The sequence below is a fragment of the Paenibacillus sp. YAE3 genome (assembly GCF_057546105.1).
The window spans coordinates 59,746-85,096 of sequence record NZ_BAAIYF010000012.1; the positions used below are offsets into that span (position 1 = coordinate 59,746).

A 25,351-nucleotide genomic window follows, 5' to 3' on the forward strand; every position below is an offset into this window, starting at 1 on the left:
CGCGGACATCGGGTGCATGTTGTATGGATTAGTTTTTCAAAAACGCTTCCGCGTCTTCCAGCTTTTCAAAGGAATCGACCACTTCGCCAAACATCCGTTTCATTTGAAGTTTGGATACGGCCGAACCGGTGTAGTAAGCCCATTTGGACAGTCCCTTTTGGACCGAAAGATCGCCCAGCGGGCTCAGTTTTTCGGCGACGTCCATCGTAAACAGCTTGCCTTCGCTCAAATCCGTCAGGCCCGTAAATCCTGGCTTGACTCCTTCAAGCGCCTTTTTGAAATCTTCGATGTACTGGTTGACGTTGTCCTTGTTGATTTCGCTCACTTTGACGGTAAGACGGTTCAATCCAGCATCATAATTAATTGTGTACATGCTTTTTCCCCCATTTTTTATCAGGATAGCGAATATCCCGAATAGAATATATTGGTTTTAGCATAAGCAAAAATCATAGATTTGTAAAGAAGAATTTACCGAATTATGTAGAATTATGTCGAATTAAATAAATCCTTCTTTTCTGCAATGATTAAACATCATATGGATCATTTCGCGGTCCAGCGAACTCCACGAAAAGCCAAATTTCGACAATATCTGCGTCGTCTTGCCGGAGAAGATCGTAAAAAATGTCGTAGACACCGTTTCTTCCATCCAGCCGTAATGCAGCATGATTTGTTCGATGACGCGCTTCGATTTTTCATCGTCGTATTGCTTCCCAAGATAATCGACAAATTTGTCGAATGATAGCAGGCCGATCGTTTGGCCGAACGGATTCTCTTGCAAAACGGCGCCGATATTCGCTTCGTGCGGATTGGCGATATGGAACGATTCGTTCCGAAGCGCCCGGGAATCGGCCAGCAGCAAAATCGCCTTGCTTGCCTGATCGACATAGGTAAAGTCGAAGTCGCTGTGCTCTCCCGGCGCGATGCCTAGCTCGAAAAACGATTTCATCGTCGTATAAAACGCGTTGTCCGCGATGTTTTGCTGGAACCTTCCCGTTTCGGAGTGGAACACGATGTTGCCGAGACGGTAGATGTTCGTGACGATCCCGCGCTCCCGTGCGGCCAATACGAGGCGTTCCGCCTCATACTTCGTCTTGGCGTAATAATTTTCGAACCGCTGCCCTTTTTCCAGGTCGTATTCCGTAAAGCACACATGCCGTGCCCCCTCGACGACGCCTGTCGCAACGCCGAGCGTGGAGATGTGGTGCATATGTTTCGGCCGGCCTTCGGCGGCAAAGGCAAGCAGGTTGGCCGTCGCCTTCACGTTCTGCAGCTCGAAATCGGCATAACTTCCGTAATGTTTGACGTTGGCCGCCGAATGGATAATCGCGTCCGTTTGCTGCAGGAGTTTCTCATACGCCTGAGCATCGAGTCCAAACCGGTCCCGGGTAATATCGCCGGCATAAGCATGGATGCGTTCCCGATATGTCCCGAACCAATCCGGTCCGAAGTAATAGGCGCATTTTTGCTTCAGCCGCTCCTCGGCCTCGGCGTCCGACCCTGCCCGAACGATGGCGATGACGTTCCAATCTTTTTCGGTCATCGCCTCCCATAGCAAATGGGCTCCAAGATACCCCGTGGCCCCCGTCAGAAGCACGCTCCCGTATCCGTTCACGGCTGCCGTATCCAGCTGCTCGTAATTTCGGTTACGCTCGTTATACATTGTTTTATCGGCTGAAAGGTCGATATTTTTTAAGCCGGCGTACAGTTCTTTCACCTGCTCGAGCCTGGAGTGGAGATGGTTTGTTTTCGGTTTGATCTTGCTTGCCAGCTCCGCAATCGTCTGATGCTCGAAAATATCGTTCATGCCGATCTCGAACTGCTTCTGCAGCCGGGCGACGACGACCGTCGCTTTCAACGAGTGGCCGCCAAGCTCGAAGAAATTGTCATGGATCCCGACGTTGTCCACTTGAAGCACCGCCTGCCACACCTCGGCCACGGCCTGCTCCGTTTCCGTTCTCGGACCTGCGTAATCCCTGCTTCGACCCTGGGACGCATCGGGCTCCGGCAGAGCCTTGCGGTCGATTTTCCCGTTCGGCGTCAGCGGCATTTCCGGCAGCTGCGTGAAATAAGAAGGAATCATGTAATCCGGCAAGGCCTTGCCGATATGCTCCCGCAGCTCGCTGACGGACATGTCGGCCGTCGCCGTGAAATAAGCGCATAAATAGTGGCCGCCTTTGCCGTCCTCTTTGGCCACGACGATCGTTTCCGACACCGCCGGATGGTTCAGCAGGCAATTTTCGATTTCGCCGAGCTCGATCCGGAAACCGCGGATTTTGACCTGGTGGTCAAGCCGGCCCAAAAACTCGATGGTGCCTTCCCGGGTCCATCTAGCCAAGTCACCCGTTTTGTACATGCGTTCGCCTTTGATGAACGGGTTTGGCACGTAGCGCTCCCGGGTCATGTCCTCGTTGTTGTAATAACCGCGTCCTACGTTGTGCCCGGCAATGTACAGCTCCCCGGCCACGCCGACCGGCTGCGGCTGCAGGTTTTCGTTCACGATGTAAATCTGCGTATTGGCAATCGGCTTGCCGATCGGAGGCAGCTCCGGAATCGCCCCGTTCGGGTCGATCGTATGCGTCGTGACGACATGCGTTTCCGACGGTCCGTAATGGTTATGCAAATAGACGCCGTGCTTTTTCAGGTGGGCGCGGAATTTTTCCGGCACGATGAGCTGTTCGCCCGCCGTGATGACATGTTTTACGGAAGACGGGAAACGGTCCGCGTATTCTTTTTCGTTCAAAATGAACTTCAGGAACGATACCGGCATAAACAGGATTTCGATGCCCTTGGTTTCGATATGTTCCAGCAGGTCGCCGACGCTCATCCGCAGGTCGTTCGTGATCAAATGCAGCGTGCCGCCCGCCAGCAGCGTCGACCAGATTTCCTGCGAGCAGACGTCGAAGCTGATCGTGGTGAATTGCAGCACATTGCCGCCGTAATCGACGTTTGTAGCCTCGTATTCAAAATGAAGCAGATTGACGATGTTCCGGTGCTCGATCATGACGCCCTTCGGCTTTCCGGTGGTCCCCGACGTATAGATGACGTACAGCAGGTCGGACGGTCCGTTCACGTGCGGCAAATCTTCCGTGCGGTCGCCGTAAGCGTCCTCGCGATCGATCAGCAGCGTTTCGCCCCCAAAGGAGACTTGTCCGGCCAGATGCGACTGCGTCAGCAGCAGCCGGGTATGGCTGTTCTCCAGCATGTAGACGACGCGGTCCTGCGGATATTCGGGATCGATCGGCACGTAAGCCCCGCCCGCCTTCAGGATGGCAAGCAATCCGACGATCATCTCGAACGAGCGGTCGACCATCAGCCCGACGACCTGATCCGGCACGACGCCTTTGGCGCGCAGCGTCCAGGCAAGCCAGTTGGCGCGTTCGTTCAATTCGCGGTAGGACATGCTGCGCGGGCCGAAGACAAGCGCAGTTTTCTCCGGCGTACGCCGCGCCTGTTCCTCGAACAAGCCGTGAATCGTCATTTGATCCCGGTAAACCGAATCGGTCGCGTTTAATCCTTTTACGAGGAACTCATGCTCCTTTTCGTCCAAAATCTCGAGTTCGCACAGCATTTTGCCCGGATGGACCAGCGCATCGGCCAACAGCTGCAGGAAACGGGCGCCGAACGCTTCGATGCTTTGCCGTTCGAACAAATCCGTGCAGTACTGAAGGTCGATCCGAATGCCGGCTTCTTCCTCCGTCAAATCGACCATCAGGTCGTATTTCGAGATCGGATGGACATAAGGATAAAGGGACGTTTCCGCACCTTCCAGCCGAAGCTCGAGTTTGCCCGTGTTCTGCATGACGAACAGCGTGTCGAACAGCAGGTTGCGGCTTGGATCGCGCGGAATGTTCAATGAACGAACCAGTTCCTCCAGCTCGTAATCCTGATGTTCGAAAGCGCCGAGCAGCGCCGTCTTCACCTCCTGCAGCAGCTGCATGAAGGATTTGCGCTTTTCGGGATAGCAGCGGACAGGCAGCGTATTGACGAACATGCCGATCACGGCGTGAAGCTCTTCGCGCAACCGTCCGGCAACCGGGACGCCCGTAATGATGTCCTCCTGGTTCGTGTAGCGGGACAGCAGCGCGTGATAACCCGCAAACAGCACCATAAACGGCGTGACGCCGGAATCGAGCGCGAACTTTTTAAGCCGGTCGGCCGTCTCTTCGGGAAGCCTGATCGTTACCGTATCCCCCGCAAAGCTCTGCTTGGCCGGCCGTTCCCGGTCGGTCGGAAGCTGCAGGATCGGAAGCTCGCCGGACAATGTTTTTTCCCAATAAGCTTTATGGCCCCCGCCAGCCCTTCTTTCAGCCGAGCCCGCTTCCCAGACGGCAAAATCGGCAAAACCGATCGGCAGCTCCCCGAGCGTTTCCCCGCGATACAATCGGGACAGCTCATCGAAAAAGACGTTGGCCGAGATGCCGTCGACCGCAATATGATGGAAATCGACCAACAGCACCTGGAGGTCCGCATCCCCGCAGCGGATGAGCCAAGCCCGCAGCAGCGGCGCCTTGGCAAGATCGAACGGCGTGATCAGGGAATGGATCAGGGCGTTCAGGTTTGGTTCGCTGGTTTCCTTCTGCCCAAGCTCGAACGGAACATGGTCATGCAGCCGCTGCACGATTTCTTCGTTCTCCCATTGATAGGACGTGCGGAAAGCATCATGTCTGGCGATCATCGTACGGAATGCCTGTTCCAGCCGCTGCTGATCGACTTCCCCTTCGATCCGGAAAGCAAACGGCGCATTATAGGCCGTTCCGACCTGCTCCATCTGTTCGATGAAATAAAGCCTTTTTTGCGCCGAAGCAAGCGGATAACTTGTTCTTGCCGGGCCTTTCGCAATGACGTCCGGGCCTGACCCGGCGGTTTCGGTTGCAGCCGCTTGCTCGTTGCCGTAAGACGATTCCGAAGCCGCTTGTTCGATCCATTCCGCTTGCTCCCGAACCGTCGGCCGTTCGAACAGCAGCGTGACCGGTACGGATGCGCCGAAACGCCGCTCAAGCTTGGCTTGCAGCAGGACGGCCTTCAGCGAATCCCCGCCCGCCGTAAAAAACGACTCGCAGGCGTCCACGCGGCCCAAGCCCAGCACCTCGCTCCATATGGCCGCCACTTCTTCTTCCCATTCGCCGGCCGGGGCTTCGTAACGTCCCTCGTCGAGCGAAGCCGCGGGGGCGGGAAGCGCACGTCTGTCGACCTTGCCGTTGGCCGTTAGCGGAAGCTCTTGAAGCCCTACCAACTTGGAAGGAACCATGTAATCCGGCAATTGCTCCGCCAAAAACGCCTTCATTTCGCCGTAGGCCAATTCCCCGTCCGCCACAACGTATGCGCACAAATATTTGGCGCCGGATGCGTCCTCGAGATCGATGACGACGGCTTCGGACACCTGCGGGTGCTGCAGCAGCCGGTGTTCGATTTCGCCGGTTTCGATCCGGAAGCCGCGGATTTTGACCTGGTGGTCGATCCGCCCGAGGAATTCGATGGCGCCGTCTTCCGTCCATCTTGCCAAGTCTCCCGTCCGGTACAGCCGTTTTTCTCCGGTTATGCCCCCGGGAACAAACTTCTGCCCGGTCAGCTCCGGCTGGTTCAAATAACCGCGCGCCAGCCCGCTTCCAGCAATGCACAATTCGCCGGCAATGCCGACAGGCTGCGGATGCCCGTATGCGTCCAGAATGTAGACCCTCGAGTTATCGACCGGATAACCGATCGGAATGTTCGGCGTCAACTCCGTGACCTTATAGGCCGTCGTGACCACGGTGTTTTCCGTCGGGCCGTAGCAATTGTACAGGTCATAGTTCTGCCTGCTGAACGATTTCAGCTTGTCCCCGCCCGTCAAAAGAACGCGCAGCGTCGGATGGTCCATCGTCATGAAATGCTCGCAGAACTGGGTCGGCAAAAAGCTGATCGTAATGCCGTGCCGCTTAAAGTACGCATGCAGCTGCGTCGAATCCAGGCGGATCTCTTCGGGAATGACGTGAATCGCCGCCCCCGACACCAGATACGGAAACATCTCCCACACGGAAGCGTCAAAGCCGAACCCGGCGTATTTGGTGGCCCGGTCCTTTTCGGTCACTCCGAATTCCCTGATGTGCCAGGCGCACAGATTGACAAGCGATCGGTGCTCGACCATTACGCCTTTCGGCCTTCCCGTCGAACCGGAAGTGTAGATCACGTAAGCCATGTCGCCCGGTTCCGCAGATTCGCGCACATTCCGCATCTCCACATCGGCAGCCTCCGATTCGCCGCGAGTATCGGCAGAAAACTCCGCCGCGCAAACCATCTGGCCTTTGAAGCGGACTTTTCCGTCCAGTCTGACCTTCGGCTCGGTGACAAGCAGCTCCGTTCCGCTGTCTTCGAGCATATACGTGATGCGGTCGGCGGGATACGCCGGATCGATCGGCAAGTAGGCCGCGCCCGTTTTCAGGATCGCCAGCGTCCCGACGATCATCTCAAGGGACGGCGTCGCGATGATGCCGACGATCCGCTCCCGGCCGGCTCCCCTCCGTACCAATTCGCGGGCCAATCTGTCCGCTTTTTCGTTCAGCTGGCCGTACGTCAACGATTCACCTTGGTAGACCACCGCGATGTTATCCGGAGCCTTGTGTGCCTGATCCTCAAACAAGCCGTGGATGGTCCGGTCTAATTCGGCATGCGCAGCCGTTTGGTTCCAGCCCGCAAGCTGGGCCTCCTCGTCTTCCGTCAGCAGCTTCAAGCCGCCGATCGTCATGTTTGAACCTGCCGCCCATGCGGCCATGATATGCTGCAAATGCCGGCACATGCGCCGAATAAAATCGCCGGGGAACATGCCGTCCGCATGCCAAACCTCGAAGCCGCCCGCTTCGTGCCGATCCAGCGAGACCGCCAGCTCGAATTTGCCCTGCAGCTCGTCCGGGCCTATGCCGCTCCCCGTCCCAATGGCGGTGTTGCATACCGGGGATCCTTCGTCCAGGCCGGCGCAAATACCGGCAATTTCATCGAAAGCCGCCGACTTGGCCGCATGCTCCTTCATGGCGGCGGCAACCTGAAGCACATGACTTTGCAGCGTCGTTGCCCCGTCCGCTTTCGTTATGAGCGGATAGGCTTGCTCGGCGGACGCGACGACGGCGAACGCAACCTCCTCCCGGCGCAAATACCGGATCAGCAGCATGCCCCATGCCGCACTCAGCAGCACGCTTGGTTCGATACGCGCGGTCTCGCATGCCTGCCGAATTTGACGCCCCGTTTCCTCCGGCCAGCGATACATAACCCTTTGCATTGGAATGGACGCCTTTCCAGAATGAATGCGCAGTATCGTCCGTTCTTCCAATTGCTTCACATACCGATTCCATTCATCCAAGTTGGACTTTCCTGTTGTTAACACCGACATGTTCATCTTTCCTTTGCTTGATCATAGGATTCTGTATAGAAAAAAATTAAAAACAAAAAAACTCTACTTGCCGAGAGTAGAGTTCCTTCGATCGCGAAAACGTCTTTCGGCAGCTGGCTGGCATAGCGATAAGATCAAGGATCTTGCCGCCTGAAGCCCCTTTAGCTTTGTGCCCCTGCCTTTCGGCAGGTTTACCTTTGGCTTGAGTTTTCAAAGTGCGGTATTTCAGATATTGCTGAAAATAAATGAAATATCTGAAAAATACACTTTTAATATATCATGTTTATAGTTAAAGTACAGGTTAGATCCTTCCAATAAGAGGTAATAAAAGTGTCTATATCCCGAAATTATGGGAAATGCCATAGGTTATCATTGGAAAAGCCCCCCGCCCCTTAGTCCCCGGCTTCAGAACATGACTTTAACGCGTCCAGCAGCCCATCGGGAGAAAAGCGCCGGACAGCGGCCGCTTGCTCCTCCAGCGGCATGCAAACGGATAACTTGTAGTCGGGGTCAAACGGGACGACTTGAAGATGCAGCTCCGGATCGATCCCGCCTTGATGCATGATGCGAATCCCGGAAGGATGCCTGATCGTCTCCAGCTTGGACAAGCCGATCGAAAGGCCTTTGCCGACGGCTTTGGAATAACTTTCTTTAAGCGTCCACAACTCGAAAAAGAAGGCATCCCGACGTTCGGCGGGCTGCCTTCTCCATTCAGTAAGCTCCCGTGGCGTAAAGCACAACTCGGCTGCTTCCGCTTCCGCCCGGCCGATATGCTCGACATCGATGCCGATCGGTCCCCTGGCGCCCACGGCGCATACGACCCAATCCTTGGCGTGGGACACGTTAAAATAATAGCCGGGAACGCCTGCCAGGAATGGTTTGCCGTAACCATCCCTGGCAAACTCCACGTTCCGGAGCCGTAGCCCCTTTTCGAGACAAGCCGTCACCCGTTTCAAGGCATCGGAAACGATCACGCGCTCCGCGTCCCGCTCCGATCTGTGCCTCGCGGCCCGGGACCTTGCTTCATCAGGCAAAAAGGCGAGCAGCCGCTGCATATCCGCGCCGGCGCCTTCCCGCCAATCGTTAAGATTTACGGTATATATCGTCGCGATGCGTTTCACCTTCTCCCCTTCTTCGCTCCTTGCCGTGAAAGCCGTTTATGGCACAAGTCAAGGAATCAGTTTGAGCTTGCGCGCCTGCTCTTCGGTCAAAATAAATTCCTCGGACGGCCATACCTCGTCTTCGTCGTCCACGCCGAACATGTTCATGACTTCAGGCCAAATTCCTTTTTCCACCGCTTCTTCCTGGGTAATAATCACTTTCATGAGCGACCAGCCTCCTAATGTTGACCGTATTTAATTCAAGTATTACCCAATCATGGACCCTTGTCGACAGCAATATGGCAGCCGGAGCGCAACGGCTCTGTTCGATAATCCCATTAAGCCTTCGTTCGGGATTGCGCGGGGGAAGGCTCTTGGGCGAACTGCATCCGCCCCGCGCCCATCATCGACACCGAAAGCAAGGCGAAAAACACCGGAAGGAGCGCCCACAGAAACGCGTGATCGACGGAAAGCGAAAGCGCCGCGCTGATTTTTTCCATGACGGGCCTCGGAATCAGCGCTCTCATCTCAGGCGATAAGAGCTGCTGCGGGTCGGCGTTTGCCGGCATGTTTTCCCCCGAACCCCCAAGCCTTTCCGCCAGTTGATTATTAAAATCGTTGCGCTGAATGATGCCGAAGACGGTAATTCCGATCGTCATCCCGAGCGAACGCAGAATAGAAATCGTTGAGTTGGCCGACCCCCGCTGCCGCACATCCATCCCTTGGATAGCCGACATGCTGAGCACGGAAAACGAAAAGCCGATGCCAAAGCCGGTAATCATCATATAAAGCGAGAGCACCGTCCGGGACGTTTCCGGCGTAATCGTGGCAAGCAAATACATGCCGAGCAAAAACACGACGGCCGAGAAGACCATGACTCTGCGGAACGTCATTTTGGCGGAAAGCATGCCACCGACTTGCGAAGCGACAACCGAGCTCAGCGTGAGGGGGAGTAGTATCAATCCGGAGTTAGTTGCACTCTCGCCCATGACGCCTTGGACGAAAATCGGAATATACACCGCCGCCGTAATAAAAGCCGCCCCGTAAAACAATGCGGCCGCGCTGCTTGCCGCAAACAGCCTTTTCCGGAACATGTCGTACGAGATGATCGGTTCCGCCGCCTTGCGCTCAATCAGCAGGAACGCGATGAACAGCACGGCAAACGCCGCAAACAAACCTAAAATGACGAAGGAATCCCATGCATATTTGTTGCCGCCGAGCTCGAGCGCGAACATGAGGCTGACGACGGCGCCCACAAGCGTTGCCGCTCCCCAGACGTCGATTTTTTGCCGCGAGTGCTCATGCGATTCCTTGTAAAAGAACACGACGAGCAGAAACGCGATCAGCCCCAGTGGGATATTGATATAGAAAATCCAACGCCAATGCCAATAATCCGTAATATACGCTCCCAGCAACGATCCAACCCAGCCTGTTCTTTTTAACCGCCATAAAAGCCTATTGCTCCTCTCCTCACCATTCGGTTTTGGCCGACTGCGAAACGACGGCTTCGGGATCCTGCTTCAATTCATCCTTGTATTCCACAAGGCCGATGCTGCATCCGGCGCCGATGGTGACGCTGCGTCCCCGGACCACGGCAGCTTTGGTATTTTCCAGCTCGACCGTATCTCCTTCGATCGTTTCCGCCGTAAGCATGCCGTCCGGCCCCATGAACAATTTCCCGAAAAGAGACATGCCGCTTCCTTTTTTGACGGTAATTCGGCTCCCGACCAGCTCCCGCAGACGGCTGTGCCCGTGCAGCTTGAAATCCGCCTGCTCGGCATTCAGCATGCCGTTCACGTCGACCATTCCCCGGACAACCAGTTCTTCCATCTGGCAATCCGCGTTCGCCCGAAGCTCTCCCGTGATTTTCGCTTTTTCCGCCGACACCCGTCCGTCGACCGACATGACGCCGGAAATGGAGACGCTTTGAGCCGACAGGTCCCCGCCGATCCGCAGCTCCCCTTGCGTCCGGAAGCTCCCGCCGCTTGCGCTGCCAGCTACTTTCAGCGTGCCGGTGCAGGATACGCTCCCCGCCCGAAGCGCCCCCTTCATCTCGGAATTGCCCAGGCATTTGAACATTTCGCATTCCGTGTCGGCATGGATGATCGCGTCGCCCATGATTTTAACGTTGCGGAAAGCCCCTCCGCCGGATTGGCCGTTCCCCGTCATTTTCAAATCGCCGCGGGTGCCGTTCGGATTTCCGTTTATATTCATGTCTCCGTTCCTCCTTTTAAATGTCCTTGCATTAAATCTGCTGTGCCTTTTCAATCGTGGCATCGTCTTCCCGAATCAGCCGGTCCTTATACTCCACGCGGCCGATTTTGCAGCCTTTGCCGATGCGCACGACATTCCCCCGCACGATATTCGCCTCCGTATATTCCAGGTCGATCTCGTCGCCTTCGATGACTTGTGCCTGAAGCCGGGCGGAAAATGCCGGAACGACCTGCTCGAAGACGCTGACCTTTTTGAACCGTTTGACCGATATCGCATCCCCGCCGATCTCATTGACCTTGCTGGGCATGCTCAGTTTGACGTCGATCATTCCGGCATTCAGCAAACCGCCGACGTTGAATCCGCCGTGAACGTGAAACCATTCGCACTGCACGCCGCCTCTTGTTTTCAAGCTGCCGAAAATTTCAACCTTCTCGCCGATCAGCCCGCCAGCGATGGACAAGCGTCCATTAGCCGTAAGCGATTCATGGCAGACCGCGTGATCCTTAAAGGTGACGAGCCCATCCAACATCATGCGGTTTGCGTTCACCCGGCCTTCGACCGTCGCCGTGCCGTTCACCGTGACGGCCTCGCTTTGCAGCGCCCCCTCCAACGTCAACGTGCCGTTGCTGTCGAAGGAAAGGCAGTCGGTGTCCCCGTTGATTTTCACCATGCCGTCCAGCCTGACATGAGAATACAAGCCGCCTTGAGACCTGCCGATGCCGGAAATGCTCATTTCTGTTCTTTCCATATCTTACGCCTCCGTTTCATTTAGCTTCAGCTTCAATTCCTCGATGGATGCCGCCAAAGGCAGCCGGAAAATCCATTTCGCGTCCTTGTCAAAATAAATTTGCTCCGCCGACTCCGCCAAAAACAGCAGCGGAACTCCCATTTTCCTGACCAAGGCCAATTCGCACGGTTTGGATGCAAACGCCCCGTAGTGCTCGCGCATGACCGCAATCAGCATTCTGCCTTCATCCCGCGTCATGTCTCCGCCTTGCAGCAGCTTCTGCAGCACATATACCGTCAGGATATCGTCAAAAGATAACGTTTCCTGCCTTCCGGCCACTTCTTCAAATAATGCCAGCGAAATACTGGTAACAATGTTACGTTCCATGAGTTGGGCTGAGGACATCGACTGGATGTTCGAGCTCGGGGAAAATACATCCGCCAGCTCATCCAGCGACAATCCGTCTTTCATATTTTTTATGCGTTCAATCCGCTGCAGTATTTTATCCTTGGGAAAGAAGGTTTCCTGCCCCGTAAAGGCCGACTTGCGGACAAACCACTCCTCGGGAATCAGGTTTTTGCGCTTCCAGCGGTACAGTTGCCCGTAGGAGATCCCCGTCAGCTCCAGCAGTTCCTTTTTCGAAATCAGATCCTCTTCGTTCATGACACCGCCTCCTTGCATCATAATGTAACATAACATTGTTACGTTGTAAATGGGTTTAAAACATTTTTATGATTTGCGGGATTGCGGCAATATACACTTGAAAACAGCGAAGACGGTTACGAACAGACGATTTCGGATACGAACGGGATCCCCGGAAATAAAAAAGAGCAGAATGCCGGATTCTGCTCTTACAATATACTTTGTTGCAACGATTTTATGAGTCCGCCCGCACGCGCCACACGGCAGCACCGGAGCCCATCGCCCGGCAGCGGCCGATCGCCTCTTCCGCTGTACCAACGTCCTTGCTCCAATCGATGAAATAGCGGAATTCGTAAAATCCGCCCAGGGTTGCTTTGAAGTTGGTTTCCCAATAGTTGCTCATGGCCCATACGTACAGGTGCCGTTCCGTCTCTTCGGTTTGCTGGGTGTGGAGCAGCCGTTTTCCGTAGTCCAGCGAACCTAGCTGCACAAGCGGCGTATCCGGCGTGGCGATCATGAGAGCTCGGTTTTCTCCCGCAAAAGCCAGCCCCTCCTGAATGCAGTAGTAGTCCAGCAGCGTTCCCGGCAGCTGGTCGATCCCGGGACGGACGGGCGCGCCCGCTTTATCCAGCCACAGCGTTTCGGCATCCGGCAAGCCGGAAGTGAACGGCAGCGAAATATATACGTTTTCCGGTTCCCATACGCTTTCTTTATGAAAACGGACGGAGACGTCGACCCGGCTTGATCCAGCATAAAGCTTCAGAAATACGGAATAACAACTCATGCCGCGCGTTTCGAACTGCAGCTCCACGACTCCGTACAACGGGCCGTTCGAGACGGCCTTGGCCTTCGCAAGCCGCCCGACAAAGCGCTGCACGTTCAGCCCCTTGCGGTTACGGCCCATCGCGCTGCGCACGGCATACATGCTTCCCGAATTCGCAGGCCCTTCCGCAGGGGTCACTTCGTAAACAGGCGTAAACGCCCCATGTTTCCGGTCCGCGCGGATCAAATCCTCTCCGGTTTCCTTGATGACCCAGGACACGATCCCTTCTTCGTTCCAGCCGATGTTTACGTAAGGGGATTCGGCCCCATGCTGCGAAAATACGCATGCATCCCTCACTTCGCCTGCCGGGTACATATCCTCGATGTCGTATACCGTGTCGGCGCCGACCAGCTTCACGTTGCTCGTCGTGACCGCCTTCGATGTTTTGGCGGGACGAACCGTGAATTGTTTCTGTTCCCCCGGCCCCAGGTCTACCTCGACCGCGGCGCACTGAACGCCGGTTTGGTGCAATACCGCCTGCCCCGTGCTTTCGTCCACCACTTCCAGCCCGTCCTTAAAACGTTCGTTTTCGAAGCCGTCCCATTCCAAATTCGCCAGCTGCCTTAATGCATGCCGCTCGGTATTGGCCACCCGGTAACGGAAAGGGCGTCCGGGATACAGCAGGGCTCCGCCCTGAGCCTGCTGGACTTTATCCAAGGCCAGATGGGCCAACCGGCTGGCGTTGGCGGCATAAGCCAGCTTGCGCGCCTCAAGCATCTGCACGTTCCAGTGCCACGGCGCATGCACCGAAGCATGGAATCCCCACGTATGCTCGGCATACATGACAAGCTGCTGCTCGATGCCGGATAGCTCCTCGCGGCTCACAGTCTGCTGCCGGGGGTCCAAGCTTTTCACTTTGCGCAGCGTTCGCTGGGCATCCCTGAACATTTGCGTGTGCATCGGCGTGGAGCTTACGCCGTCCGACCACCAGTCCGGCCAATCGCCGCGATAGACCGGAATTTCGGCATCCTGCTGCTTCAGATGGGCGAAAAAATGGCTTAACGTGGACATCTCTATGGAAACCTTGTCGCCGTGCAGCTCATTCCAGGAGCGAATGGCCCGCGCGATGTTCCCGTTCGGCGAGCCGTTGTCGGTGGCCAGTCCCGACACCATGACCGGCACAAAATCATACGGATACCCTTCATCCTCCAGCTTGCTTAAATACCGTTCGATGCGCGTTTTCATGATCTCTTCCCGGTTGTCCACGATGGCCGGCGTCCGGAATTCGTCGCGGATCATGTAGCTGCCGACCCCGTCCGGACAAAGGCCCAGCTCGTTCCCGAACATGTAATGCTCCCCGTTCCAGACGAGCAGCTTTCTTCCGTCCGGCGCTTCCCACCAGAACGGGGTCTGTTTGCGGCCCAGCGCAAACATGCCGTGATGCGTGTGGATGCAGGAAAACAGATGCGAAATGCCCGCATCCAGCAGGCTTTGCGCGTACCCCCAGCTGTAGCCGTTAATGTCGGCGGTCATCGCCGAGTCCACGGGACAGCCGATGGAGCGCCCGTATTCCACCGCTTTGGCGTGGATGGCCCGCAGCAGATCCTCATCGGCAAGCTCCGTCATGTTCAGGTAGGTACCGGAAAGCTCAATATCGCCCTGCCGTACCGCCTCCGCAAAATCGTGCAGCTCCTCGCTGCCCGCCTCCTTCAGAAACTGTTCCACCGCCCAAAACGTCTCGCAGGTCCATTTGAAGCCTTTCCATTCCTCGCGTTTTCCCGATCGCATATCTTTGCATATCCGGATGGCCTGTCGGATAAAATCCACATGGTACTGCTCGATCCGTTCCTGCCTTTCCGTGTAACCGATGTCCGTATGCGAATGGTGGATCACAAACATGCGCCACTTCCGGCTTGGTTTATTCATGAGTACCTCTCCCATCATGAAAATTTCATAAAAACGGTATTGACCTATGTTCCATGGAAAAATCATTCGCGCTGCACGTCCGCCAAAAGCCGGCTTGCCCCTCTAAGCGCGCTTATCGACGTGTCCGCCGCTATTCGGACCGGGACGCCTCCCATCCGACCGGAGACGAACAGGTCTGCGGATTTGGCGATTTGCCCGCCGATCATGATCTCATCCGGCTGAAAAGAGCCGATCCAGGGAAGCAGCGCCTCCGACAGCCTTTCGCCGAATCGGCGGAACAATTGCACAACCTGCATTTCGCCGTCACGCGCCCTGGCGGCCAACAATTTCACGTCTTCGTCCCCGTGCGCCACTCGCGGCACTCCCATTTCTTCGGCGAGCCGAACGATCCCTCTGCGCGAGAAGTAATCGTCCAGCACCCCGTCCCGATAAGGCAGCCGGTACAGCCAGCCTTCCCCCGGGACCCCTTCGCCTTGTTTGACCAGCCGTCCGTGGTTAACGAAAGCGGAGCCGAGTCCCGTACCCAGCGTCAAATACATCGTTTTCTCCCCGGACCGCCCCGCGCCAAAAGCGTATTCGCCCAGCGCGAACAAAGCCGCGTCGTTTTCGATGGCAACCGCCGGGATGCCGCTCCACCTGCCTTTCAGCAGCGGAACCGAAGCGATCCTTTCCGTTAATTCCTCCCGGAGATTCACGCCGTACAAAGCCTCGAACTTGTTCAAACCGCGGGTAAGGCAAATCCCCCGTTCATAATCGAAAGGGCCCGGAAAGGCCAGCCCGACGCCGCGGATGCTGCATTCGGGCGGAACCTGCTTCCCTTGAATTTCGACGAGATCCGTAAGATGCCGCAGCAGCGCCTCCTTCTTCTCTCCCGATCTTGCGGGATAAACCTGCGGAGACCCTAGCAGGCTTCCATCGACGCCAACCAGGCCCGCCTTGATATACGTTCCTCCTACGTCAAAAGCCAATACGACGTCACGCATGCGGGTTAACCAGGCTGACGTTCCACTTTTTCGAAACGCCTGCTTTAATCAGCCTGCACGGACTGCCGCCCCGATTGACGATCGCGTACGCGCCAAACGCAGCCGGAATGATGTAAGACTCCGCATAACGGAGCTCGGCGTACACCGCTCCATCTTCAAGCGAAACGACGGCTGCGTGTTCCCCTTCGACCAAATTCAGCATGACGAACTCGCCTTCGGCCGCTTCCTCCCAACGGTCATCCAAATGGATGCGATGGACGTAAAACAGCAGATCCTCCCTTTCGCCCAGCACGTATTCCTCGTTGCTTCCCTGGGTCCTCAGCAGCCTTGGGCTTGGGATCAGGTTCTCCTGAACCCATTTCCCTTTGCGGGAGAAATCAATGTTCTCGAAAGCGTAATCGATGTTCATCGGCCGCGGCTTGCCGTCCAGATCCTTACGCACGTAATCGTAAATCTTGAACGTGAACCACCAGGTCGTCGCGGAAATTTCCAGGACGAAGTTATCCTTTCCGGAGCAGTGGACCGTGCCGGTCGGAATGAGGTACAGGCCGCCTTTTTCGCTCTCCCATTCCTGCACGTAATCCGTGAAGGCGATCGGCTCGCCGGTAATCTGGGACCGTTCCGCCGCTTCGCGGAAAGCCTCGGGCGTGCACCCCTCCGTCAAACCGAGATAAACTTTGGCATCGCCCTGTTTTTCCATGACGTAATACGATTCCTGCTGCTCCATGAACTCGTTGAACCGTTCCCGGATAAAGCGCTGCTTCGGGTGAACCTGGCAGGAGAGGTTGTCGCCGTCCATCGTGTCCAAGTAGTCGAATCGCACCGGAAAATAATCGCCGAACAACCGCACGTTGCGCTCCCCCATGATCTCCATCGGGGCATGCGCCATGACCAGCAGGAACGGAAACTCCGCAACCCGCCCCCCGTGCGTGACAAGCAGCGAGTTTTCCGGCGCAATCGGCTCGAAGTTCCAGGCGCAGTTCACCATATCCTCCGGCAAATCCGCGATCCGTTTCATGTATTGTCCGCCCCATACGCCCGGCATCATAAACGGTTTGACCCGCAGCGGATACCGCGCGACATCGCGGATGGCGGCGATCAGATCGCCAGTGGCGAGCAGGGCGGGCCGGCTCGGATCGTTCATGTCGACATACAGGTCGAAGGCTTCGAGCCGCTCCTTGCGGTAAGCCTCCAGCAGCGGCCATTCCACGAAATAAGCGATTTTATAGGCTTCCACGGCATCCACATTCCACGTGAACCCGAAGTTTAACAACCCCTGCTTGTGAGCAAGCTCCTGGTATTCCCGGGAAACGTCGAGAAACATCGATGCGTCGCAGCGTCCGCCGCACAGCCACAAGGCGCCCGGGCCAAAAACGACGAATACCGTCCGTTCGGCTGCCGTTTCCGCCAATCGCGCTGCATGCTCTTCAAAACGACGCTGCGAGCCGTCTCGGAAATATTCGTCGATATTCCCTTCGGCGACGTATCCGAAAGCGCGGTTATCGGTTATGTTCCGCCGAAAATGTTCTCGAAGTTCCGCGCCCGATTTCAAATAACCGTACGTATCCGAAGCGGCGAATCGAAACCCTTGCTTTTCGGCATAAGGGATCAAACGTTTCAGCAGAGACTGGAAGTCTGCGCCGTGCGTCCCGTCAATCACGATCGTAGTGACGTTGCCGTTTTGGCCTTGAGCCAGGGAAAAAGCCCGCTCCAGCACGGCTTCGTATCCTTCTAGAATGCCAAGTTCGAGTACGGCTTGCCGAACCTTATTCAGCGGTCTTTTTTCAAACATAAGCTCCATCCTTTCCTGCCGGGCCTCTATACGAAATCAAAAATCAGCCCGCATCACACGGGAACCCACCGCGATTCCGAGCCACTTGTTTATGAGCCCGGATGATCGCTGGAACAACCGTATTTCAAACGAAAACGAACTCGTGTACCATTGTACAAAAGGACCTTGCGGGCGTCTTTGCATGAACGGGCCATCCTTTTGCAAAAAACGGACACGCGCATGCGCATCCTTTCCCGACTACACCGTATAGGGGAGTTTCCTCATGTCCATCGAATCCAGCTTTCGTAAAGCCAACCAAATATGCAACCGCCAGCTGACCCGCATCGAAGCCGATCGTTTAAGCCTTTCGATTCTTTACTGGGGGTTTATGCCTGCGCATTTCGACAATGCCCTGCATCGCCATTCGTTTTTCGAAGCTTGTTACGTCATCGAAGGCAGCGGCTCCTACATCGAACACGACGCGGAATACCCGCTCGGCAAAGGCACCTCCTTTTTGTCCGTGCCGGGAACCTGGCATCAAATCCGGAGCCTTAATGGGTTAACCTTGGTTTACGTCGCTTTTGAAGTGGATGAGGAGCGAACCGGGCCAAGTTGCGCCGAAGACTACCATCGCCTTGCGGAACAGGCCCGGCCCGTGATTTACGGCGCGGATGCCGAACCTTTGGGCCATTTATGGGAGACGCTCATATCGATTTTCGACGATCAAAAACCTGTTTTTCCGGCCTTGCTGCAGCACGCCTCCACATCCCTGCTCCTGTCGGTCCCGGCCCTTCATGGATCTTACCGGGAAGAAGCTTGGCATCACCAGGCGGACGACGCGTGGGATGAAAACAGCCTTTTTCGCCAGGCGAAGCTGTTCATTGCCGACAACCTGAGCGAGGAACTGACGTTGCCCAAGGTAGCGGGCCATCTCCATATTTCGCCCCGGCATCTGACGAGATTGTTTCAACAGCATACGAATCAAACCTTCGTCCATTACATTCAGGAACGCAGGGTTCAGTTGGCCGCGCAGATGCTCTTGAACGGGGATTTGTCCATCAAGGACATCGCTTCCCAGTGCGGCTTCCAGTCGGTCCACTATTTCACCCGGATTTTCACCCAGAAGCTGGGCGTATCCCCCGCCAAATTCAGGCGCGCGCAGTTCACGGAAGGGCGTTCCGGCAAACATCGCTTTACGGAATAGACGCAAAATAACCCCGCACAAAACGGGGCTAAACCAAATAAAAGCTGACGCCGGGGGATACCCGGTGCCAGCCTTCAGCTTTATCTGCGTATGCAAATGTCTTCGTCAATGCGGGTATAAAACGTCGAACTCGTTCCCGCACGGCCCGCCGTCCGGATTTGCCTCCAGCATCACCTCGGAACCGTCCGCCGCGTACAGCGGGCGGTAAAAGGCTCCGATTCGAACCGCGGATGCATTGGCATAATGGCATATGAACGCGCGCCGGAATCGGTCCTTGGATTTGTTGCGGTACGACCCGTGGATCAGATTCCCGTTGAAAAACAGCACGTCGCCTTCGTCCATGACGGCCGGAACGGCTTTTTTGTCTTTGGGCGGTTTGACGTAATGGGTGGTAAACGACTCCTTCTCATCAGCCAGTTCGGGGCACACCACTTCATAACCGCTGGTTTTAGGAACAACCAACAAACAGCCGTTTTCCTCGTCGGCGGCATCAATCGCCGTCCAAGCGGCAATGCAGTTGCCCGGTTCGACCTTCAAATAGAAATTGTCCTGGTGAAGCGCCTGCCCCCTTGATCCCGGCGGTTTGTAGTAATACATGCTTTGCGCCGCCAGCGCGGGTTCCCCATACAGATTCTCCAGCACATCCATCACCGGTTTGTGCAGCATGTATTTCATGGCCGTTTGATTGAATCGATGCGGATGCATGACGCGCGGATACCTTTTGAGAGGATCCGGGTTGTCCGGGTCGAATACGGGCTCAAAATGCCCCTGCACCGTCGTTTCGCCGATTCTCTCGAACGTGCTGCGAATGTCGTCCAGCTCTCCAGGCTCGAACAACCCTTTGACGATCAGATACCCTTCTGCTTGAAAAAACGCCATCTGCTCCGGCGACAATCCTTTTCCGCTTGGGCCCATAAGTTCGCTCCTTTACAATGATATCGAAATGAACTATGGTCATTGTAACTTGCGAAGACAAACGAAAACAGTAAGCTTTCTGCTCAAAACTCATCCGATTCTGCTGTCATGCCAATGGCCGCCGGAATCGGTCCGATCTTGTTTTGCGATCAACGGAGGAGGGTCAGTGAAAATATGAAATTCAATCATCATACCGCCGACTCCGGATATATTTTCGGTGGATATTACGACGAATCCGACGCTTATATGGTGAGACGCCCCGATGGCATGTCCGACTGGCTGCTTCTCTATACCGTCAGCGGCGGCGGTTATTTTCAGACGCCCGAAGGCCGAAAAGAATGCACGGAAGGAGACGTGACGCTTCTGCGGAGCGGCGTCCCTCATCAATACGGAACGCTGCCGGGACAACGATGGCGGTTTTTCTGGTCCCATTTTCAAGGATTGCCCGAGATCGGTTATCTTCCCCAGGTTGAGGTGTGGAATCAAAGCATCTCCAGCGAATATTACCGTGTGCGGATCGGCCATGCATTTCGGAACCTGCTTCATGATTCCAGGGAGCGGGCAGGCATGTGGGAATTTTTATGCCAAAACGCCATTCGGGAAGTGTTGCTGTTATCCTGCGAAAGCCTGCATTCCCCGCTCGATCCGCGCGTGCAGACGGCTCTGCATTGGCTTACCCGCAACATGGCCGAAGACATCACCGTCGAGGAGCTCGCCCGGTCGGTTTCGCTATCCCCTTCGCGATTATCCCATCTGTTCAAGCAGGAGACCGGACTGTCCATCCTCGAATACCGCAACCGGATGCGAATCCAACAGGCGGCCCTGCTGATCCGGCATATGAAAAAGACGGCCGGCGAAGCGGCCCTCGAGGTCGGGTTTTCCAACTATAATCACTTTTCCAGACTTTTTAAAAAGCAGTTCTCCGTGTGTCCGAAAGATTACCGTCCATGAAATCAACACCCCATGCTTACATTCGCCTATCGGGCTGATCCTACCCGCGCTCAAGCCGTAGCGATGCTCAACCGGTTTCTCCACGCCGTTCATTTGATCGAGCCGCTCTCGTCACAAATCGGACTGCCTTTGTCAAAAGAGGCCCTTCAAAAAGGGTCTTTTTGTTTTGCCATGAAATAAAAAGGTTGAATCCGAACTCGTTTTGCATATAATTAGTACCAAGTCCTAATACTTGATATTAATTTCACCCGTTTTCCGGTTCATCGGCTTGTCCATTATCCGTAAGGAGGAAAAACCATGATCAATAACGCAATATCCAAAGCGGCTATTACGGCCATCGGCACCTATGTGCCGGACAAAAGATTAACGAATGCGGATTTGGAAAAACTCGTGGAGACAAACGACGAATGGATCGTGCAGCGGACCGGCATGAGGGAGCGCCGGATCAGCGCCGAGCAAGAGTTTACTTCGGACCTGTGCATCCGGGCGGTCGATGACTTAATGCGGACCTACGGCAAAACCGTGGAGGATGTCGATTTGATCATCGTCGCCACCACGACGCCGGACTACCCGTTCCCCAGCGTGGCGTGTTTGATTCAGGAGCATTTTAACATCCGAAGCACCGGGGCCTTCGACTTGAACGCGACTTGCGCAGGGTTTGCTTACGGCCTGCATCTGGCAAACGGGCTTATCAGCGCCGGGCTGCACCGCAAGGTGCTGGTCGTCGGCGGCGAAACGCTGTCCAAGGTGACGGATTATACGGATCGGACGACATGCATTCTGTTCGGGGACGGCGCCGGCGCGGTGCTGGTCGAAGCGGACGAAGCCAGTCCCGGCTTCATCGCGTCCCTCCAAGGCACGGACGGCAGCGGCGGAATCCACCTCTACCGTGCCGGGATGTCCGATACATTAAATGGCCAACCGCTTGCAGGCGAAGGAAACATCGTGCAAAACGGACGAGAGGTGTACAAATGGGCCGTGCGAACGGTCTCATCGGGAATCGCGGAGCTTTTGCCGCATGCCGGCATGACGACCGCGGATATCGACTGGTTCGTGCCTCACAGCGTCAACCTTCGAATGATCGAGTCCATTTGCGAGAAGACCGGCATTCCCATCGAAAAAACGCTCTACAGCGTGGAATATATGGGGAATACATCCGCGGCATCCATCCCGCTGTCGCTCGGCCTCGGCGTGCGGGAGCAGAAGCTGAAATACGGCGACACGCTCCTTCTATACGGATTCGGCGGCGGGTTGACCCACGCGGGACTGGTCGTGCGCTGGGGAGTTCCCGATCTGGATGTCCGAGCATAACCCTGCACCGATCCGTGAAGCTATTTCCCGCTGTTCTCCCTTCATCGTAGCGGCATCGTCCTTTTTCCGTCCGGAGTGAAATCCGCAGGGTTTGCTTAAATTTCGATTTCGGAATATATATTAAGTAACACATACGACGGAGGCCGAGGCGCGGGCAGCGCTAACGCAAGCAATAAGGGGAGCATGGTGAACATGATACAGATCAAACGGATTTATGACCCTGCCGAAGCTTCGGACGGACAGCGGATTTTGGTAGACCGAATCTGGCCTAGAGGGGTAACGAAGGAAAAAGCGCAAATTGCGGCCTGGATGAGGGAAATTACGCCAAGCCCAAGCCTGCGCACCTGGTTCGGGCATCGGCCGGAAAGATTCGAAGCATTCAAAGCGCGTTACGAAGCCGAATTATCCGATGAGACGGCCCAGGCTTCTTTGGAAAAGATTCGCGGCTGGGCGGCATCCGGAACGGTCACGCTGCTGTACGCCGCAAAAGACCGGCAGTTTAACCATGCCGTGGTGCTGAAGGAATACTTGGAGCAGATGTAGCAGCAGGAAAACATCCGCCTTTATTGACACCTAAAGCTTGTATAATTGAAGATGCCTCTTCAGAGGAAAAGGCCGACCCCTCAAATCAGGGATCGGCCTTTCGCCTTTTATTGATGTTCTTCCAGCCACTGCTCCGTCATCCGCAGCAGCACCTCGCTGCGCTTGATGGCATCCGCCACCTGCTCCGTAGCCGTGCCGCCGTATACGTTGCGGGCGTTCACGACCGTCTCCGGCTGCAGCACCTCGTAAATCGCATCGTCGAACAGCGGAGAAAACTGCTTGAATTCTTCCAGCGTCAGATCGAGCAAGTATTTGCCGTTCTGGATGCAGTACAGCACCGTTTTCCCGATCACTTCATGCGCCTGGCGGAACGGGAGGCCTTTGCCTACGAGGAAATCGGCGATGTCCGTCGCGTTGGAGAAATCCTTGTTGACCGCTTCGCGCATCCGCGATTTGTTGACCTTCATCGTGGCGATCATCGGAGCGAACAGCTGCAGGGCGCCTTCGAGCGTCGCCACCGTGTCGAACATGCCTTCTTTGTCTTCCTGCATATCCTTGTTGTAGGCAAGCGGCAGCGACTTCAGCACCGTCAGAAGCCCCATCAGGTTGCCGTAGACGCGGCCGGTTTTGCCGCGAACGAGCTCCGGCACGTCGGGATTTTTCTTCTGCGGCATGATGCTGCTGCCGGTACAAAACGCGTCGTCCAGCTCAATGAAGTTAAACTCGGTGCTGCTCCACAGCACAAGCTCCTCCGACAGGCGGGACAGATGCATCATGATGATGGAAGCGTGGGACAGAAACTCCAGAATAAAGTCGCGGTCGCTGACGGCGTCCAGGCTGTTTTCGTACACACGGTCGAACTGCAGCTGCTCCGCCACGAAATGGCGGTCGATCGGGAACGTCGTTCCGGCCAGCGCCCCGGCGCCGAGCGGCAGCACGTTGATGCGCTTGTAGCTGTCCATCAGGCGCTCAATGTCGCGCTGGAACATCGATACGTATGCCATCAAGTGATGGGCGAACAGGATCGGCTGCGCCCGCTGCAAATGCGTATATCCCGGCACGATCGTATCCAGGTTGTCGCGGGCTTGCCCGATCAGTGATTTTTGCAGCTCATAGAGCATGCCGGACAGCTCCACCACGCGTTTGCGCAGGTACAGATGCATGTCGGTGGCCACTTGGTCGTTGCGACTGCGGCCCGTATGCAGCTTGCCCCCAACCGGGCCGATTTCGGCGATCAGATTTTTTTCCACGTTCATATGGATATCTTCGTCCGATACCGAAAACTCGATTTCGCCCTTGCGGATTTTTTCCAGCACCTTGTTCAGGCCGCCTTTGATCGTTTCCACGTCCTCCTGCGGCAAAATCCCGCATTTGCCCAGCATCGTCACATGCGCCAGGCTCCCTTGAATGTCTTCTTCGGCCAGCTTTTGGTCAAACCCGATCGAAGCGGTATACTCGTCCACCAAATGGTTGGTTTGCTTCGTAAAGCGCCCTCCCCACAATTTACTCACGAATGTTCTCTCCTCTCTGATACGGCAGAGGGCCGCTCCTTCTCATGAATGAAAAGCAGCGGCCGTCATCGCCGTTTACGCTTGCGCGGTTCATGGTCCTATTTGTTGTTCTGCTCCACGCCCGTGCCCACTTTGAGGCGAAGCGCGTTCAAGCGGATAAAGCCCGTTGCATCCCCTTGATCGTACGCTTGCGTCGGATCGGCTTCCATCGTTGCGATATCCGGGTTGTACAAGCTGACCGGACTTTTGACGCCCGCGGCGATGATATTGCCTTTATACAGCTTCACGCGCACCGTTCCGGTGACGTTTTTTTGGCTTTCGGTTACCAGCGCCTGCAAAGCAAGGCGTTCCGGCGCAAACCAGAAACCGTTGTATACGAGCGTGCTGTAACGCGTAATGAGGCTGTCGCGCAGGTTCATCACTTCGCGGTCCATCGTGATGGATTCCATTTTGCGGTGAGCGGTGAACAAAATCGTTCCGCCCGGCGTTTCGTACACCCCGCGGCTTTTCATGCCGACGAAGCGGTTTTCCACCATGTCGACGCGGCCGATGCCGTGTTTGCCGCCAAGCTCGTTCAGCTTTTCCATGACCTGCAGCGGGTTCAGCTGCTCGCCGTTCAACGCCACGCAGTTGCCTTGGACGAACTCGAGCTCGAGGTATTCCGCTTCATCCGGCGCATCCTCAGGGGAGTTGCTGAGAAGGTACATGTCTTTGTTTTCCGGTGCGCTGGCATCGAACCAAGGATCCTCCAGCACGCCGCTTTCGTAGCTGATATGCAGCAGGTTGCGGTCCATGGAGTAAGGTTTAGCGGCAGAGGCGGTAACCGGAATGCCGTGTTTTTCGGCAAAAGCGATCATTTCGGCGCGGCCCGGGAAGTCGTTGCGGAACTCCTCGAGGCGCCATGGCGCGATCACTTCGATGTCCGGAGCCAGTGCGGCAACGCCGAGCTCAAAACGGACCTGGTCGTTCCCTTTGCCCGTTGCCCCGTGCGCAATCGCGGTGGCGCCTTCGGCGCGAGCAATCTCCACCATGCGTTTAGCGATCAATGGACGCGCGATGCTTGTGCCGAGCAAATACTGGCCTTCATACAGCGCGCCTGCTTGGAACATCGGATAAATAAAGTCCTTCGCGAACTCCTCGCGCAAATCGTCGATGTATACTTTGGAAGCACCGGTCGCAAGCGCCTTGGCTTCGAGGCCGTCGAGTTCTTCCTTCTGGCCGATATCCGCCGTAAAAGCGATAATTTCCGCGTCGTAAGTTTCTTTGAGCCATTTGAGGATAATGGATGTGTCCAGCCCGCCGGAATAGGCGAGCACGATTTTTTCTTTTGCCATCATGAACTTCCTTTCGTTTATGCTTCGTGGATTAACCCAAAATTTAAATTATACACTGTGCTATGAGACCGCTCCGGGTACGGATCTTTCTTCCGA

The 25,351-nt window shown here is 55.8% G+C and carries 18 protein-coding genes and 1 riboswitch; of the genes, 4 read left to right on the forward strand and 14 right to left on the reverse strand.

All coding sequences use genetic code 11. The annotated features are described in order from the left end of the window. Positions 1–28: 28 nt before the first annotated feature. The 11 genes from AC27KL_RS21495 to AC27KL_RS21545 form a co-directional block, all read right to left on the reverse strand. Entirely contained in the window at positions 29–373 is a 345-nt protein-coding gene (locus tag AC27KL_RS21495; RefSeq protein ID WP_339322524.1) for a hypothetical protein, read from the reverse strand. Between the two features lie 123 nt (positions 374–496). Next, entirely contained in the window at positions 497–7,249 is a 6,753-nt protein-coding gene (locus tag AC27KL_RS21500; protein ID WP_487171009.1) for an amino acid adenylation domain-containing protein, read from the reverse strand. Positions 7,250–7,465: 216 nt separating this feature from the next. Next, positions 7,466–7,566, reverse strand: a riboswitch (cyclic di-GMP riboswitch). Between the two features lie 186 nt (positions 7,567–7,752). Continuing rightward, the gene (locus AC27KL_RS21505) at positions 7,753–8,481 is read right to left on the reverse strand and encodes a 4'-phosphopantetheinyl transferase family protein (RefSeq protein WP_487171010.1); all 729 of its coding nucleotides are present in this window, start codon (positions 8,479–8,481) and stop codon (positions 7,753–7,755) included. A gap of 48 nt (positions 8,482–8,529) precedes the next feature. After that, the gene (locus AC27KL_RS21510; RefSeq protein WP_487171011.1) at positions 8,530–8,685 is read right to left on the reverse strand and encodes a hypothetical protein; all 156 of its coding nucleotides are present in this window, start codon (positions 8,683–8,685) and stop codon (positions 8,530–8,532) included. Between the two features lie 113 nt (positions 8,686–8,798). Further along, the gene (locus AC27KL_RS21515) at positions 8,799–9,875 is read right to left on the reverse strand and encodes an MFS transporter (protein ID WP_487171012.1); all 1,077 of its coding nucleotides are present in this window, start codon (positions 9,873–9,875) and stop codon (positions 8,799–8,801) included. A gap of 55 nt (positions 9,876–9,930) precedes the next feature. After that, positions 9,931–10,674: a hypothetical protein gene (locus AC27KL_RS21520; protein WP_487171013.1), complete on the reverse strand. Its 744-nt coding sequence runs from the start codon at positions 10,672–10,674 to the stop codon at positions 9,931–9,933. 31 nt (positions 10,675–10,705) lie between these two features. After that, positions 10,706–11,422 carry a bactofilin gene (locus AC27KL_RS21525; protein WP_487171014.1) on the reverse strand — a complete coding sequence of 239 codons (717 nt, stop codon included), beginning with the start codon at positions 11,420–11,422 and terminating at the stop codon, positions 10,706–10,708. A 3-nt stretch (positions 11,423–11,425) separates the two neighbouring features. Beyond that, positions 11,426–12,064, reverse strand: a complete 639-nt coding sequence (locus AC27KL_RS21530; RefSeq protein ID WP_339322530.1) for a YhbD family protein — start codon at positions 12,062–12,064, stop codon at positions 11,426–11,428. A 214-nt stretch (positions 12,065–12,278) separates the two neighbouring features. After that, complete coding sequence (locus AC27KL_RS21535; protein ID WP_487171015.1) at positions 12,279–14,732, reverse strand: glycoside hydrolase family 38 N-terminal domain-containing protein; 2,454 nt, start codon at positions 14,730–14,732, stop codon at positions 12,279–12,281. Between the two features lie 62 nt (positions 14,733–14,794). Further along, complete coding sequence (locus AC27KL_RS21540) at positions 14,795–15,715, reverse strand: ROK family protein (protein WP_487171016.1); 921 nt, start codon at positions 15,713–15,715, stop codon at positions 14,795–14,797. Beyond that, the gene (locus AC27KL_RS21545; protein ID WP_487171017.1) at positions 15,708–17,507 is read right to left on the reverse strand and encodes a class I mannose-6-phosphate isomerase; all 1,800 of its coding nucleotides are present in this window, start codon (positions 17,505–17,507) and stop codon (positions 15,708–15,710) included. Before AC27KL_RS21545 ends, AC27KL_RS21540 begins: the two co-directional genes overlap by 8 nt. A gap of 262 nt (positions 17,508–17,769) precedes the next feature. Between AC27KL_RS21545 and AC27KL_RS21550 the strand changes: the two genes are divergently transcribed. Then, positions 17,770–18,690: a helix-turn-helix domain-containing protein gene (locus AC27KL_RS21550; protein WP_487171018.1), complete on the forward strand. Its 921-nt coding sequence runs from the start codon at positions 17,770–17,772 to the stop codon at positions 18,688–18,690. A 105-nt stretch (positions 18,691–18,795) separates the two neighbouring features. On the opposite strand, the gene AC27KL_RS21555 is transcribed toward AC27KL_RS21550, so the two are convergent. Beyond that, the gene (locus AC27KL_RS21555; RefSeq protein WP_487171019.1) at positions 18,796–19,605 is read right to left on the reverse strand and encodes a phytanoyl-CoA dioxygenase family protein; all 810 of its coding nucleotides are present in this window, start codon (positions 19,603–19,605) and stop codon (positions 18,796–18,798) included. A gap of 174 nt (positions 19,606–19,779) precedes the next feature. Between AC27KL_RS21555 and AC27KL_RS21560 the strand changes: the two genes are divergently transcribed. The 3 genes from AC27KL_RS21560 (at position 19,780) to AC27KL_RS21570 (ending at position 22,410) form a co-directional block, all read left to right on the forward strand. Continuing rightward, on the forward strand, positions 19,780–20,556 hold the full coding sequence (locus AC27KL_RS21560; RefSeq protein ID WP_487171020.1) for a helix-turn-helix domain-containing protein: 777 nt from the start codon (positions 19,780–19,782) through the stop codon (positions 20,554–20,556). Between the two features lie 312 nt (positions 20,557–20,868). Beyond that, entirely contained in the window at positions 20,869–21,867 is a 999-nt protein-coding gene (locus AC27KL_RS21565) for a beta-ketoacyl-ACP synthase 3 (protein ID WP_487171080.1), read from the forward strand. 192 nt (positions 21,868–22,059) lie between these two features. Further along, positions 22,060–22,410 carry a DUF488 domain-containing protein gene (locus AC27KL_RS21570; RefSeq protein WP_339322536.1) on the forward strand — a complete coding sequence of 117 codons (351 nt, stop codon included), beginning with the start codon at positions 22,060–22,062 and terminating at the stop codon, positions 22,408–22,410. Positions 22,411–22,517: 107 nt separating this feature from the next. Here the strand turns inward: AC27KL_RS21570 and argH are convergent, their stop codons facing one another. Together argH and AC27KL_RS21580 are read right to left on the reverse strand one after the other, a co-directional pair. Then, positions 22,518–23,921, reverse strand: coding sequence for an argininosuccinate lyase (argH, locus tag AC27KL_RS21575; protein ID WP_212949873.1), 1,404 nt, complete (start codon positions 23,919–23,921; stop codon positions 22,518–22,520). A 98-nt stretch (positions 23,922–24,019) separates the two neighbouring features. Next, on the reverse strand, positions 24,020–25,255 hold the full coding sequence (locus AC27KL_RS21580; protein WP_036710464.1) for an argininosuccinate synthase: 1,236 nt from the start codon (positions 25,253–25,255) through the stop codon (positions 24,020–24,022). Positions 25,256–25,351 lie beyond the last annotated feature (96 nt).

What these genes read in the sequence shown, in the direction of transcription:
- AC27KL_RS21495 (WP_339322524.1), bottom strand. Translation starts at nt 373, where the DNA reads ATGTACACAATTAATTATGATGCTGGATTGAACCGTCTTACCGTCAAA.
- AC27KL_RS21500 (WP_487171009.1), bottom strand. Translation starts at nt 7,249, where the DNA reads ATGCAAAGGGTTATGTATCGCTGGCCGGAGGAAACGGGGCGTCAAATT.
- AC27KL_RS21510 (WP_487171011.1), bottom strand. Translation starts at nt 8,685, where the DNA reads ATGAAAGTGATTATTACCCAGGAAGAAGCGGTGGAAAAAGGAATTTGG.
- AC27KL_RS21520 (WP_487171013.1), bottom strand. Translation starts at nt 10,674, where the DNA reads ATGAATATAAACGGAAATCCGAACGGCACCCGCGGCGATTTGAAAATG.
- AC27KL_RS21525 (WP_487171014.1), bottom strand. Translation starts at nt 11,422, where the DNA reads ATGGAAAGAACAGAAATGAGCATTTCCGGCATCGGCAGGTCTCAAGGC.
- AC27KL_RS21530 (WP_339322530.1), bottom strand. Translation starts at nt 12,064, where the DNA reads ATGAACGAAGAGGATCTGATTTCGAAAAAGGAACTGCTGGAGCTGACG.
- AC27KL_RS21535 (WP_487171015.1), bottom strand. Translation starts at nt 14,732, where the DNA reads ATGAATAAACCAAGCCGGAAGTGGCGCATGTTTGTGATCCACCATTCG.
- AC27KL_RS21540 (WP_487171016.1), bottom strand. Translation starts at nt 15,715, where the DNA reads ATGCGTGACGTCGTATTGGCTTTTGACGTAGGAGGAACGTATATCAAG.
- AC27KL_RS21545 (WP_487171017.1), bottom strand. Translation starts at nt 17,507, where the DNA reads ATGTTTGAAAAAAGACCGCTGAATAAGGTTCGGCAAGCCGTACTCGAA.
- AC27KL_RS21550 (WP_487171018.1), top strand. Translation starts at nt 17,770, where the DNA reads ATGTCCATCGAATCCAGCTTTCGTAAAGCCAACCAAATATGCAACCGC.
- AC27KL_RS21555 (WP_487171019.1), bottom strand. Translation starts at nt 19,605, where the DNA reads ATGGGCCCAAGCGGAAAAGGATTGTCGCCGGAGCAGATGGCGTTTTTT.
- AC27KL_RS21560 (WP_487171020.1), top strand. Translation starts at nt 19,780, where the DNA reads ATGAAATTCAATCATCATACCGCCGACTCCGGATATATTTTCGGTGGA.
- AC27KL_RS21570 (WP_339322536.1), top strand. Translation starts at nt 22,060, where the DNA reads ATGATACAGATCAAACGGATTTATGACCCTGCCGAAGCTTCGGACGGA.
- AC27KL_RS21580 (WP_036710464.1), bottom strand. Translation starts at nt 25,255, where the DNA reads ATGGCAAAAGAAAAAATCGTGCTCGCCTATTCCGGCGGGCTGGACACA.